16 protein-coding genes are annotated in these 13,389 nt (G+C 41.9%); 8 read left to right on the forward strand and 8 right to left on the reverse strand.

Features of this window, described 5'->3' with window-relative positions; translation table 11 throughout:
• Positions 1-253 precede the first annotated feature (253 nt).
• The 4 genes from H6F42_RS15585 to H6F42_RS15600 are packed head-to-tail and all read left to right on the forward strand — an operon-like array spanning position 254 to position 2,324.
• Entirely contained in the window at positions 254-757 is a 504-nt protein-coding gene (locus H6F42_RS15585; protein WP_190400294.1) for a DNA recombination-mediator protein A, read from the forward strand.
• Positions 758-814: 57 nt separating this feature from the next.
• Complete coding sequence (locus tag H6F42_RS15590; protein ID WP_190400295.1) at positions 815-1,363, forward strand: 3-isopropylmalate dehydratase; 549 nt, start codon at positions 815-817, stop codon at positions 1,361-1,363.
• Positions 1,364-1,375: 12 nt separating this feature from the next.
• Entirely contained in the window at positions 1,376-1,747 is a 372-nt protein-coding gene (locus H6F42_RS15595; protein ID WP_190400296.1) for a 2Fe-2S iron-sulfur cluster-binding protein, read from the forward strand.
• Positions 1,740-2,324: a thermonuclease family protein gene (locus H6F42_RS15600; RefSeq protein ID WP_242018472.1), complete on the forward strand. Its 585-nt coding sequence runs from the start codon at positions 1,740-1,742 to the stop codon at positions 2,322-2,324. The genes H6F42_RS15595 and H6F42_RS15600 overlap by 8 nt, the downstream gene beginning before the upstream one ends.
• Positions 2,325-2,501: 177 nt before the next feature.
• Here H6F42_RS15600 and H6F42_RS15605 read toward each other — a convergent pair whose 3' ends face one another.
• Positions 2,502-2,966 (reverse strand): pentapeptide repeat-containing protein, encoded by a 465-nt coding sequence (locus H6F42_RS15605; protein WP_190400297.1) that lies wholly within the window; start codon positions 2,964-2,966, stop codon positions 2,502-2,504.
• A 427-nt stretch (positions 2,967-3,393) separates the two neighbouring features.
• On the opposite strand from H6F42_RS15605, the gene miaA reads away from it, so the two are divergent.
• Both miaA and H6F42_RS15615 read left to right on the forward strand, forming a co-directional pair.
• Entirely contained in the window at positions 3,394-4,344 is a 951-nt protein-coding gene (gene miaA / locus H6F42_RS15610) for a tRNA (adenosine(37)-N6)-dimethylallyltransferase MiaA (protein WP_190400298.1), read from the forward strand.
• Positions 4,345-4,437: 93 nt separating this feature from the next.
• Positions 4,438-5,184 (forward strand): sterol desaturase family protein, encoded by a 747-nt coding sequence (locus tag H6F42_RS15615; RefSeq protein ID WP_190400299.1) that lies wholly within the window; start codon positions 4,438-4,440, stop codon positions 5,182-5,184.
• A gap of 166 nt (positions 5,185-5,350) precedes the next feature.
• On the opposite strand, the gene queC is transcribed toward H6F42_RS15615, so the two are convergent.
• The 4 genes from queC to H6F42_RS15635 all read right to left on the reverse strand — a co-directional run bounded on the left by queC (position 5,351) and on the right by H6F42_RS15635 (position 9,767).
• Entirely contained in the window at positions 5,351-6,028 is a 678-nt protein-coding gene (gene queC / locus H6F42_RS15620) for a 7-cyano-7-deazaguanine synthase QueC (protein ID WP_190400300.1), read from the reverse strand.
• 101 nt (positions 6,029-6,129) lie between these two features.
• Complete coding sequence (locus H6F42_RS15625) at positions 6,130-6,756, reverse strand: 7-carboxy-7-deazaguanine synthase QueE (protein WP_190400311.1); 627 nt, start codon at positions 6,754-6,756, stop codon at positions 6,130-6,132.
• Positions 6,757-6,886: 130 nt separating this feature from the next.
• Positions 6,887-8,074 carry a hypothetical protein gene (locus tag H6F42_RS15630; RefSeq protein ID WP_190400301.1) on the reverse strand — a complete coding sequence of 396 codons (1,188 nt, stop codon included), beginning with the start codon at positions 8,072-8,074 and terminating at the stop codon, positions 6,887-6,889.
• A 169-nt stretch (positions 8,075-8,243) separates the two neighbouring features.
• Positions 8,244-9,767: an isochorismate synthase gene (locus tag H6F42_RS15635; protein ID WP_190400302.1), complete on the reverse strand. Its 1,524-nt coding sequence runs from the start codon at positions 9,765-9,767 to the stop codon at positions 8,244-8,246.
• 305 nt (positions 9,768-10,072) lie between these two features.
• On the opposite strand from H6F42_RS15635, the gene H6F42_RS15645 reads away from it, so the two are divergent.
• Together H6F42_RS15645 and H6F42_RS15650 are read left to right on the forward strand one after the other, a co-directional pair.
• Complete coding sequence (locus tag H6F42_RS15645) at positions 10,073-10,360, forward strand: type II toxin-antitoxin system HigB family toxin (RefSeq protein WP_190400303.1); 288 nt, start codon at positions 10,073-10,075, stop codon at positions 10,358-10,360.
• Positions 10,357-10,755, forward strand: a complete 399-nt coding sequence (locus H6F42_RS15650) for a transcriptional regulator (protein ID WP_199289063.1) — start codon at positions 10,357-10,359, stop codon at positions 10,753-10,755. The genes H6F42_RS15645 and H6F42_RS15650 overlap by 4 nt, the downstream gene beginning before the upstream one ends.
• On the opposite strand, the gene H6F42_RS15655 is transcribed toward H6F42_RS15650, so the two are convergent.
• The 3 genes from H6F42_RS15655 to H6F42_RS15665 form a co-directional block, all read right to left on the reverse strand.
• Positions 10,735-10,920, reverse strand: a complete 186-nt coding sequence (locus H6F42_RS15655) for a hypothetical protein (RefSeq protein ID WP_190400305.1) — start codon at positions 10,918-10,920, stop codon at positions 10,735-10,737. The two genes, H6F42_RS15650 and H6F42_RS15655, sit on opposite strands and share 21 nt — an antisense overlap.
• 109 nt (positions 10,921-11,029) lie before the next feature.
• On the reverse strand, positions 11,030-11,257 hold the full coding sequence (locus H6F42_RS15660; protein ID WP_190400306.1) for a type II toxin-antitoxin system HicB family antitoxin: 228 nt from the start codon (positions 11,255-11,257) through the stop codon (positions 11,030-11,032).
• A 3-nt stretch (positions 11,258-11,260) separates the two neighbouring features.
• Positions 11,261-13,216 (reverse strand): pentapeptide repeat-containing protein, encoded by a 1,956-nt coding sequence (locus tag H6F42_RS15665; RefSeq protein ID WP_190400307.1) that lies wholly within the window; start codon positions 13,214-13,216, stop codon positions 11,261-11,263.
• Positions 13,217-13,389: the final 173 nt, after the last annotated feature.

Below are 13,389 nucleotides of genomic sequence, written 5' to 3' on the forward strand. Positions count from 1 at the left end.
GTGGCGCGAATCGTCACTAATTCTGGGATTAAAAAAATAAAGCTGTGGCGCACGCGCACACAGCTTTTTTGGGTTTAGCTACTTGATATCCAACGTAAACAGAGTTAGAGCGTTTTGCGTCCTAACTCTGTTTACGTTGTTATTTCCTGACTTAAGTGGCTACAAATATAAACAGAAATAGTTAGTTTGCTTCGCTAGGGGCTAAGTGATATTGTGTAAGTATTCGTTCAAGTAATAAACGAGAGGGATTTGTTTGACTCAGTCAATTAATCTACCTAAGCTAGACGACTTTTTGCAGGAACTTGCGACAATCCAGCAGCAAGGCTCGAAGCGGATTGCGTTTTTAGGCTCCCGCCATGTGCCACTTACCCACCAACTGCTGATCGAGTTGCTAAGTTATGCCTTGGCACTATCAGGCAATACCATTATTACCTCTGGTGCAACAGGCACAAATTTTGCGGCAATTCGCGGCGCACTAAGGGCTGATCCCAACCTATTGACCGTAATTCTGCCCCAAAGTCTCGAAAGACAACCCTATGAATCTCGTGAGCAGCTAGAAAATGTGATTCATTTAATTGAGCATAGCGAGAATGATAGTTTGTCTTTAGCCGAGGCGAGTAGCCTCTGTAACCAAGAAATCATTTCTAAATGCCAGCAACTAATTTGTTTTGCGTTTCATGGCAGTGAAACTTTGCTGCAAACTTGCCGTGACGCTGAAGAACAGCGTAAGGTTGTAACCTTGTTTTATTTCGATTGATTTAAGTAGGATCAACCTACAGCAAATTAGTCATGAGATTATTGAGTAGCAAAAATTATGAGTAAGACGATTAAAGGCAAAGTATTTGTCTTGGATGACAATATTGATACTGACCAGATTATTCCTGCGGAGTATCTTACACTTGTGCCATCAAAGCCCGATGAGTACGAGAAATTGGGGAGTTATGCATTAATCGGTTTGCCCGATCGCTACGATCGCTTTATTCCCGAAGGTGAAATGAAAACGGTGTATTCGATCATCGTGGCGGGAGAAAACTTTGGTTGTGGCTCATCCCGTGAACATGCACCGATCGCCCTTGGGGCAGCAGGGTTAGAGTCGGTAGTTGCTCAGTCCTATGCGCGGATCTTCTTCCGCAATTGCACTGCTACAGGCGAGTTATATCCTTGGGAATCGATTGATCGCTTAGTAGATCATTTTAAAACTGGGGAAGAAGCCACCATCGATTTTGACAATAATCTAATTATTAATGAGACGACTGGTAAAACCTTTAACCTTAAGTCTCTCGGTGATGTGCGTCCTGTGATTGATGCGGGCGGCTTATTTGACTATGCCCGTCAAACAGGCATGATTCCCACTCGCGTTTAGATTTTTTGACCTATGTCCTATCACGTTCGCATCCACGATCGCCAACAAGATAAAGTTTACGAAGCTGATATTGATAGCGATCGCTATATCCTTGATTGCCTAGAAGATCAGGGAATTAATTTGCCTTTTTCCTGTCTCAATGGGGCTTGTACGGCTTGCGCCATGCGCGTTAAGTCGGGACAAATCGACCAGCATGAGGTAATTGGTTTATCCAAAACCTTACAGGATGAGGGTTATGCGCTGATTTGTTCGAGCTATGCCTTGTCTGACTTAGACTTAGAAACTCAAGACGAAGATGAAGTCTATCGCTTACAATTTGGCAATTTCTTTGCTAAACAAAGGCGACGCTGGTTCCAGTTTGGTATACCCCTAGATCATGACTAAGATCATGAATAGGGTGAGACAATCATCCACCAAATCTTCCAATCGTTTTGTGATTTTGGTGGTGTTGCTAATTGCCTTTTTAACGATCGCCAATATGGCGATCGCTTTTCTGCAACCCAACGATAAAGTCAATGGCGAGCTGTGGATTGTGAATCGTGTCATTAGTGGTCAAACCGTCGAAGCCTCAATTGTCAATAACCCCAACACGACTGTGCAGCGTGTGCGCTTGCTAGGAATTAGCGCTCCTCTCAAAGAACAGTCACCTTGGGGCGATCGCGCTCGTCAGCGTCTATCGGATTTGGTTAAAGAGCAGAAGGTGATTTTAGAGTTTGATATTGAGCAGAAAGATAAATCCGATCGCTTGCTTGCCTATGTTTGGAAAGATAATTTATTAGTTAATCAGTATTTAGTCTCCGAAGGTTTGGCGATCGCTGATTCCTATGCCCCCAATGTGAAATATGACGCAAGGATCAGTCGCGCTCAATCGAAAGCAAGGCTACAAGAGCTAGGGATTTGGGATACCCAAAATCCATTACGTCTCAGTCCTAGAGACTTTAGCCGCCAGCTAGGTAATTAAGTCAAAACCCAAGAAGCAAGTGGCGGCGCATCTCGCCGCCACTTGCTTCTTGGGTTTGGCAAGTGCCTACAGCTAAGTAACTAGGCGAAATTAAATATAAAACTCCAAAGCCTATGGCGCACGCTGCGCGTGCGCCATAGGCTTTGGGGCTGGGTTTTTAATTATGCCCAGCTATAACTAATTGGCGGTAGCTAAGTTGTAACTTGTGCCAGAGAAATCTGCCCCAAATATTTGGGCATTTTTAAAAACAGTATTGTTAATATTAGCTCTGCGTAGATTGGCATGAGTCAATGACGCATTAGTAAAATTAGTCCCCTGCAAATTAGTGTCATTGAGAATCGCGTTAGTGACAAAAGCATTGGAAAGATTAGCATTTTCCAATTTTGCCCCCGTTAGATCCGCTCCTTCAAGATTAGCTTTGCTAAGATTTGCACCCCGCAAATTTGCACCCATTAGAGAAGCCCCGATTAAATGAGATTGACTGAGATTAGCCCCCGCAAGGTTTGCGTTAGTTAAGTCACAACCTCCACATTGCTTAGTTTGGAGTAGTTGTTGCAATTGACTTGGATCGTAAGCTTCAGCAGGCATAGCCCACCAAATAGTACAGACAACTGCGGCGATCGCGATTAATTTAGTTTTCATGATGCCCTCCTCTCTTCGAGGAATGCTATGACTTAATTATTGCTTTAATTTCTATTTGTGTCCTCATGCTTTTGTATTATTTATTACTAAAATATAGTGGCTTTATAGAAGATATCTAATAAGTTTTAATCGATCTATTTATACAGAAATGGCTTATTAAAATATCAAAAAATTGCAAATTGTTTAATATTACTATCTATAGATGTTTAGCAAAGTGACAAATTCATACAAATACATATACAATGCTTGATTTAATTAGGTTAACTCAAACTCTAAAGTAGCAATAGGAAAGCTTTTATACTCAAATCTAATTTTGGTTTATGCTATTTAATTTGTTGGATTCTTGGATGTTTTTCTTTGCCAATTAACTAAGTATAAATACCTTTCTAAAATTAGTTTGTTCCATTAATTTACTCTGAGACGATTCATGAATTCTGCTCACATCTCCACAAACAAATCCGTTGGTTTAATTGTAATTTTGGGGGCAACAGCTACAGGCAAAACAAGTTTGGCGATCGCTCTGGCAAAACAACTCAACGCACCTATTTTGAGCGCTGATTCGCGCCAAGTTTATCGTTACTTAGATATTGGTACAGCCAAGCCCACTCTTGAGGAACAGCAAGGCGTACCGCATTATTTAATTGACATCGTTGAGCCTGACGCAACTTTGACGCTGGCGGACTATCAAGACCAAGCCCAAAATTTAATAGCTAAGTTTCATGCGGAGGGTATCACCCCAATTCTTGTAGGAGGGTCGGGGCTATATATCAAGGCGATCGCTTCAGGGCTAAAGATTCCGCGAGTGTCGCCACAACCAGAACTGCGATCGCAACTTGAGGAACTAGGTCAAAACTACTGCTACCAAGTATTACAACAGGTCGATCCCCTTGGGGCTACCAAAATTCATGCCAATGATCAGGTACGAACCTTACGATCGCTTGAAGTGTTTTATGTAACGGGTCAGCCTCTGTCGGCGCAGCAATACGAGCAGCCGCCCAGTTATCCCATTATCCAAATTGGCTTAGAATGTGCCGATCTTGATACCTATCGTCAATTGGTCAGCGATCGCACTGAGCAGATGATCGAGCGTGGTTGGTTAGAGGAAATTCGCGTTCTCCAACAACACTATGGTGGGGATCTACCGCTTTTAAAAACTTTGGGCTATGGGGAAATGTCGGACTATTTAGCCACTAAAACCGACCTAGAGACCGCCAAATTACTCACCATTACCCATACCTGTCAATTTGCCAAGCGTCAGCGCACATGGTTTCGCGGCTCTGGCAATGGCAATCTCCCGATTCATTGGCTACCCACAGGCAGTAGTTGGCAACAGGCGATCGCTTTGATAGGTGAGGCACACGAATCGCCGCACCTATAATCCTTGAGTTTCAATGTCTATAGTATGGTTATGCTTTTGTGAATTGAGATAAGCCCTAGAATATATTTATCGCGCTTAGCAAGAGCTAGCCCTATGAAATTTGCGATCGCCTTCTTATCTCTTTGGTTCATATTTGGCATTCTCGAATGGTTATTTCCGCTCCGAAAAGAGCAGAAGCACTTTCGGCAAGGTTGGCTAACGGATGTAGCCCATTTTTTCTTTAATCATATTTTGATTAATGTGGGGACATATCTAATTGCTGTGATTCTCTATATTTTCTTTAAGGGCGCAATTTCGCCTGCATTGCAAACAGCCGTCCGAAGTCAGCCAATTTTCTTGCAATTTGCGGAAGCATTTTTTATAGCCCAGTTATCCTTCTATTTCGTCCATCGTTTAGCCCATCAAAACTCTTGGCTATGGCGCTTTCATGCCATCCATCACAGTAGTGCCGAGCTAGACTGGTTAGCCTCCGCCAGACTCCATCCCGTAGAAATGATTGTTGTGAATCTTGCTGTAGGTGTTCCCTTATTTCTATTGGGATTCACTAGAGAAACCTTTGGAGCTTATCTAATCTTTGGCGCAGTTTTGCCAATTCTCAATCACTCAAATACTAGATTTCAATTTCCTTACCTCAATCGCATCATTGCGACCCCAGAATTCCACCATTGGCATCACAGCAACGATCGCGAAGCCCGCGATAAAAATTTTTCGGGCTTTCCGATTATCGATTTAATGTTTGGTACTTACTACCTCCCCAAAAATAAAATGCCCCAAACCTACGGAGTCGATGAGGTGATTCCTCAGACCTACTGGCAACATTTACTCTATCCTTTCAAATAAGAATTAGAAAAGCGTTGCGAAGCAACGCTTTTCTAATTCTTATTCTATAGCTGTTGCCATTCTTGTTAAGACACCAAACCAGAAGCGAGTTGCGGCGCTTCGTGCCACAACTCGCTTCTGAAATTTTAATTTTTAATGCAAGTGACTACAGATGAACTAAAGGTCACTAAGTGACCTTTAGTTCATCTGCTTCTAGAATTGCTTTATCGCGAATGCGGCAGGAATCACATACACCACAAGGAATTTCGCCGCCTTGATAACAAGACCAAGTTAGATCAATTGGTACGCCTAACCTTCTGGCTCGCAACACAATATCCGTTTTAGAATCCATCACTAGAGGCGCAACTAACTTAGGTGCATTGCCCTCCACGCCCACCCTAGACGAGAGCGCCGCCAACTTTTGGAAAGCTTCTAAATAATCAGGACGGCAATCGGGATAACCCGAATAGTCCACCGCATTAATTCCCAAATAAATTGCTTCGGCTCCTTTGGATTCCGCTAAAGATAGGGCGATCGCAATAAATACCGTATTGCGTCCGGGAACATAGGTAATCGGAATTTCTCCCGACTTGACACCTTCTGTCGGTACAGCAATATTCTCATCGGTCAAAGCGGAACCGCCCCACTGAGCAAGATTTACATCAACTATAAAATGTTCGCTAATATTTAAGGCGGCGGCAACCTGTCGCGCCGCTAATAATTCGCGTTCATGACGCTGACCATAGCGAAACGATAGGGCGATCGCCTCATAGCCATCGGCGATCGCCTGTGCTGCTGCTGTTGCTGAGTCTAGACCACCTGACAATAAAATTACGGCTTTTTTAGTAATATCAACATTTACCATTGCTATCATTTCCTTATTTTGCAGCGATTTGCAATCAATCGAATTTCAAGGCAGGTTTTAAAAGTGTTGGGTTGCAACACTCTTAAAACCTGCCTTGGGAGTTATCTTACCCCTAATAATTTATGAGTTTGGAGGCTCACCCGCCAATCGGAATGCTCTAATACATATTGCATGACTAAGTGCTTACTACTAGGTGTTTCCCATTCTGGTTGTAAATATTTGATTACCGTTGATGCGACCTTGGCGGCTTGTGCTTCTGCCCAAGCCAAATCTGAATGCTCCTTGACGACTACTTTCAATTCATTCGCTTCGCCATAAATGCTGTTATGGGGATGTTTGAACTGCTTGGGAGAGAAAGTTACCCAATCAAAGTGACCACTAAAAGAATGGGAACCTGATGTTTCCAGATGCACGCGCATTCCTTTCTCTTTTAACTGCTTCGTTAACTCCGTTAAATTATGCATTAAAGGTTCGCCGCCTGTAATTACCACGATCGCAGGATTGGCGGTGATCGCTTGTTGGACGAGATCGGCGATCGCTATGGAAGGATGGCGTTTAATATTCCAAGATATTTTGGTGTCGCACCAAGAGCAACCAACATCGCAACCCGCTAAGCGGATAAAAAATGCATTAGCTCCCATCCATGTGCCTTCCCCCTGCACTGAATGGAAGGTTTCCACGATTGGGAGTTTGTCTAAAAAAGCAAGATTGCTATCGAAGTTATCCATGAGTAAATTGCAGATTTCTGGCTCAAAATAGAGTTGTGGCATATCGTGCCACAACTCTATTTTGAGCCAGAAAGACAGTTATTAAGTCGCTGGTTTTAATGTATTGACGATCCGCATTAAGGATTCAGCATCAGCGATGTCTGACAAGGAAAGATGGTAGATCAACCTTAGATGTGGGGCGAGGCGATCGCGTCATGGTTTCTCGCATATTCTCTCGCTCCGATGGGCTAGAAACATGATCAGGCTCAAATCTAGGATGGGGATGGAAATCTCCAACTTCGGCTTGGGGTGAAACTTGCGTTAAATGCTTGACGGGACGCTCTTCTAGCAATCGATCTAATGCGCCACTAAGCTGTAAAGCATGGTGCTGATGACGGACGGACTGCTCCTTCCAATGCTGAATTGCTGCTTCATATTCCGCCGTCCTAGAAGCCTGTTGCAATACCTGTTTTTGTAACTCTTCTATTTGCTGTTCTAACTCTTGCACTTTCGAGAGGTCACTCACATATTCATTTTCTAAACCACGCAAAGATTGGTGCAATTTCGCTTGATTAGAAAGATGTTGAATTAATTCTTCCTCAAATTGATCCCTTTGGGCTGTCACTTCGGTGAGCTTTGTTTGGGCGATTTCAAGGGTTTTTGTGGATTCCTTGAGCAAGATTTGGGTGGATTCTAGTTCTTCGGTGATGGTTTGTTGCGAAATCTCTAGAGCTTTGTTTTGATATTGCAATTGCTCAATTAGTTCCGATTTTTGACTGACTTCTTGCGGATATCTTTGGCTAACTTTCTCAGTTTCAATTTCTAGAGCTGTGGCAAGACGATGCTGAAATTCTTCTTCTAGTTGCAACACATGGATTGCAAGGCGATCGCTTAACACACTCTCATCGACTACAGGATTCGCCTTTAATGCTGTAATTTGACTTTTTAAGTCCTCTAATTGTGTATGCAGTTCTGCAACTTGCCGATCGCGATCGGTGGTAACGCCAATAATTTCCTGTTCGAGCTGATCGACATATTCACACTCAAATTGGTGTTGCGATCGCAGGGCTTCTAATTCCTGTTGGAGGCGATCGCGATCGGCGATAACTGCCGTTATATCTGGGTTCTGAATATTATTAGCAGGAGCATCTAACGACCATTCATCGGAAAAAGCATCCAGATTATCTATATTTTCAAGAATATTAGCTATTTCGGAGATTTGGTCTTCATCAGCTAGCACACCTCCGCGCAAAAGAGCCTCAAGTTCATCGTCATCATTCACAGTTTCGACCTTAACTAAAACTTCTCGTAGTGCTGCTTCGCGTTTTAAATCACTCACGGATAACCTCACCCACAATACCGAGGTGTTTTTTACTAGACAAACATTACCAGACTTTGTCAAGTTTGCAAGTTTTTTAATAAATACCGTGATGCTTCGCGCCAAATCCAAAACAAGAAAATTTTGAAAGGTTTTGCGAAGCAAAACCTTTCAAAATTTTCCTATGGCTCTATATCGCGCCTAAAGCCTTTAGCAAAGCTGCAAATTTAATCGTGGTTTCACTTTGCTCATTTTCGACTTGTGAATTTGCCACAATCCCCGCCCCAGCAAAAATTCTCGCCCGATCGCCTTGAATATATCCCGCCCTAATGCCAACGGCAAAAGTACCTTCCCCCTTGCCATTCAGCCACCCAATCGGCGCAGCATACCAACCCCGATCGCAGGCTTCCCATTGCTGCATAAAGCAGACCGCCCGATCTCTCGGTTCGCCGCCCACCGCCGCCGTGGGGTGTAATTGCTGCAAAATATCGAGAGCTATCAACCAATTAGGATCATTAATCTGAGCCGTAATCGGTGTGTGTAAATGCTGCACATTGGATAATTTGAGTAAACTTGTGGTTACTTGGGGATCGAGAACCGCGCCCATACTCTGCAAGCGATCGCAAATCGAACGAATGACAATTTGATGCTCACGCATATCTTTTTCACTATTGAGCAAGCGATCGCCTAAGATCTGATCCTCCTGCACCGATTTACCACGCCCAATCGAGCCAGCAACCGCATCACTGCGTAGCCATAGGTGATCTCGCTGAGCTTGAAATTGTAAGACCACCTCTGGCGTTGCCCCCAAAAAAGTCTTTCCCACCCCACAATCCAGCAAAAAAGAAATGCATTCAGGATATTCACACCGCAAGACGTGTAAAACCTGAAAAGGATCGAAATTGCGATCAGCAAGCACATCGATCGCCCTAGCCAATACAACTTTTTCAAAATGCCCCTGATGAATGAGTGTCAAGGCGCGTTCGACAATCTCCGTCCAGATTTGCTGCCCCTGCACCTCGACAATTTTGCTCACCTCATGGACTGTGGGCGCTTCGTAATGCGTACTTTCAAGCAAATGCGATCGCACAGCCTCGATGCACCCTCGCACTTCGTCAGCATTGTCCCAAGGTTGAATGTAATGGTTAAGGGTTAAAGTACAAACTTGCTGACTTTGCTGTGAGTCATGCCGCACCATCCAACGGGGGATAAAAAATAGCAAAGTGGGAAACTCAATCACAGGCTGATAGTCATGAGGCGGCGAAATTTCTAGCCAATCCTTACCATTGTTATTGTCATTACTGCCGTTGCGATAAAAGGAAAAAGCCCCAAATATATGGATCGAAGTCGCCGAAGCTGAGCCAGTGCAGTCATGACTATGCGCGGTAACCGCATTGGCTAAATGTCCCTTAATAAACTTTTTTGCACAGGCAAAGCGATCGCTTGAGTCATCATTGGGGACTGATATTTCGGCAACCGAACCCGCCGCCGCCAAAACTAAATCTTCATTTGGTTGTTCCCAATAAAATGTTGGTTGCTGAGCATCCGCCTTACTCGCCAACAACAACAAAGGATTATGGCACTCCCAATTTTGAGAGTAACTAAATAAAATCGGTGACCCTGTGATCTGCGCTTTAGCGATCGCTTTAACAATCCAATCGTGCAGAGATTTAGAATCTAAGCTGCTATAGGTGACAGTCTGACGAACTTGCATGGTTATATTTTATAGCAGTCGTCAGCACAGTTAATATCTAAATAAAATGTGAATACCCAAACACCTCCTCTGATACATCAAAAATAATCAGCTTCAGTTGATATTCTGCTATAGCTAGTTTAGCGAATTCACGCCGAAAGAATGTATTCCAAGCGGTGTCTGGGATTGCTAATTATAAAAGTCGGTTTGGTGGCAAATTTTTAGGCTATAGTTTTTACAAATTTGCACTCTTAACTCATTAGTGCAAATTCAAGAGTGCAAATTTAAGGTTTACAAATTTATGCGGTTACTTCAGTTGCAGGAATATGCACGTTATTAGCAAAAAAATTTTGCGCCAGTTCTGGGAGAATCATCCTGATAGCCAGATCCCATTGACCAGATGGTTTAAGATTGTGGATAGACAGAGTTTTAGCAATTTTGCAAGTTTACGTTCTGTTTTTCCTAGCGTGGATCAAGTAGGTGACTTAACGGTTTTTAATATTGGTGGCAATAAGTACCGCTTAATAGCATCAGTTCATTTTAATCGTGACAAAATTTATGTTCGATATGTATTAACTCATCGAGAATATAACAAAGGAGAATGGAAAAAATGAGCTTATTAACAGAAGATGTGCGGATGTCTTGGGGAGTTATTCGTCCACTTTTTTCAATTCGTAATGAAAGTGATTACGATCGCGCTATTGAGAGATTAAATGGGTTGATTGATGAAGTAGGTACAGATGAGCAAAGTCCTCTTTACGAACTATTAGATACTTTGGGGATTGTGCTTCATACATACGAGGAAAAGCATTATTCAATACCTGATAGTAATGGAGTTGAGATGATGCAGTTTCTGATGGAAGAACATCAATTAGGGTTAGCAGATTTGCCAGAGGTTGGTACGCCAGAAATGATTTCGGCAATAATCAATGGTCAACAGGATCTGAGTGTAAAACAGCTAAAGTCTTTATCGAAAAGGTTTCAGGTATCACCCGAAATTTTTATCTAGTAGATTTTGGCTTTCGCTAACAACGACTTTTTTAATAAACATTGGTTTGAGTCCATTTTTAGCAATGGTGCGTTGGGCTAGTGCAGATTCGTTGTTGTCTGCATTTTGATCTTCTTCTGACAGGGTGTTAGCGATTCTTATTGCTTCTGTTAATAGCTGTGTCATAGTTTTTAGTTGGATTTTATGTTTTTTGTTGAGGCGATCGCAACTTACTTGTGTAAAGCCATGCTCAGATAAAATTTGACAGACTACTTTTGCAGAAAGAACTCGTAGTTTACCCAATGGCTACCTCGATATGTGTCACATAAATTTCTGAATACATTCTTGCTAGAATTTCTTGCGGACTTGCCATTTCAAAAAACAATTTGATCGCTTCAATCAGGTTCTTTCTGGCTTCTTCTACTGAGTCGCCTTGACTAGCAATATCTATCTGTGGACAAAGAGATACATAGCCTTCTCCTTCACGTTCAATGATACAGGTTAGTTGTTTGAATTGTTTCATGGCTTATAACTGTAGTAGCTTTCTCAAACTATCAGCGATCGCCTGAACAGGTGTAAGTAATTTAGCCGCTTTGCTGACAACGCCAAGAATGTTATCAATCAGTTCATCAATTCTGTGGAGATCGCCATCTTTCTTGTTGGCAATTTCGCCGATGTTATCTAGATATTTCAAGGCTTTCTGTTTATCTTTATCTGATAAATCGGGTGATTTGGCGATCGTGGTTTGTAACTGGGTGAGGAGTTCGACAAGTTGAGGTGCTTCAGGAGCATCACTGTTATGTAGTTGCTGAATGGTGACTGTCACTTGTCCATTAATATCACGCCCAGCAATTCCTTTTTGATCTTTGCCTGCTACCCCTGAAATATTGCCAACTGCTACACCAGATACATCTCCACCTGCATTAATATCAGTCTTTTTATTTCCAAACATAGAATCCTGCACAATTACGCTAATCAAACTGAAATTATTTCCTACCTTAGCATCTTGAGATGAAGTTTTTTTTGTGTTTGCTCTACTGACTTCTAGGGTAGATATTTGGCGATCTTTATCTGATAGAGTTTGTTTGAGTCGTTTGATTTCACTTTCCAGTTGTTTGAAATTTTGATTCTCTCCTTTTGAAAAAAATGATTGAGCTAGTTTTTTTGTCTGTGTAAAGAAAGAATAAAGTCTAGATTTTGGAACCTGCTGCCCACCAACTACTAGACGGAGAACAATATCACCATCACCTAAATTTTGTAGCGATCCAAACTGGATTTGAGCATCCTCATATTCACTTAGTAGTTTCTGTAGAGCAAATGTGAACGCTTTTGGATCGTCACCATCCCGAAAGAGTAAATCTAAAGTGTCTAAGTATTGCCGAATTAGCTTAGCAAAATCTCCTTCTTGAAAAAAACCACTTGGAGGCTTGCGATCCCCCCATGCCATGGTAACTTCTTGCTTTAAATCTTGTTCCCAAATGTTTTCATCAGACTTCATTTTGAGGAAGATATAATCGCAAGTTACTCTGTCAAAATTGGTGTCCGCATTAATTCCCCAATTTTCAATACAAGCTCCAGTAAGGTTGGCTCCTGAAAAATCTGCGCCCAAAGCTTTTACCTTGCTGAGATTAGTGTTAATTAACGTTGCATAGCGTAGATCAGTATTATTTAGGTTTGCATTGTATAAGTTAGCATCAACTAGATCTGCTCCCACTAAACACCCTCGTTCAAAATTAATATTTTTAAAGTCTTTATTACGACCCAACTTCCTATTGGCATAAAAGTTCACAACTCCATTAGTTATAGAAGTAGAAAAATCACAGTGGTGAAGTTCAGAACCTTGCCAATCCACATAATCACAAATTGCATTAAAAAAACTAGTTTCACGGAGTTTGGAATAAACAAACTTTGTACGGGTTAAATTCGCACCTTCAAAGTGTGTTCCAATGTCCTCACTAATGCTGTTAACCATAGAAGAGATTACTGAAAAACTATATAGCAGCAAAATATAGCAAATAAAGCTCCACCCTATAACAGATGCTATATCACCTCTCAGAAAAGTCTGATATATAATCGTAATGATAGCAATAACTGCAAATACAAATGTTCCCACCACCACAGATGAAAGCGCAACTTCCTGCGTAATCATAGATGCTAAAATGGAAACAATCGCTATTACAATCGCAGAGGGAAAAACAAAAACAAATGTACTTGTATCCCCAGCCATAAATGCAATAATACCTAAAACTACAAAAGCAAATGCTACTGTAACTAAGCCCACAATAAAAACTACAATTATGGTCAAATTCACTAGCTGCTTTCGACTTTTTCCAGTAATCACTGCTGTAAAATTTGCCCCCTCAAGAATTGCATCTCGAAAATCACAACCGCGTAGATTTGCGCCTGTAAAATCTGCATCCGTCAAGTCTTGTCCACGAAAAGAGCGATCGCTTAAATTTTGATTGACAAAAGATTTCGCCATATATTAGGACAAGGTATTTTCTAGGGTGATTTTAATCAAATCATAACTTTTTGATAGCTGATATAGCAATCCTAAATGAGTTGTGGAAAAAAGCCATACTTAAAAATCTTCTCAAAGCAAAAGACTTGAAGATGAGTGACTAACTCAAATAACCTCTTCACATTGTCAAAGTT

The organism is Pseudanabaena sp. FACHB-1998 (genome assembly GCF_014696355.1).
Classification (GTDB): domain Bacteria; phylum Cyanobacteriota; class Cyanobacteriia; order Pseudanabaenales; family Pseudanabaenaceae; genus Pseudanabaena.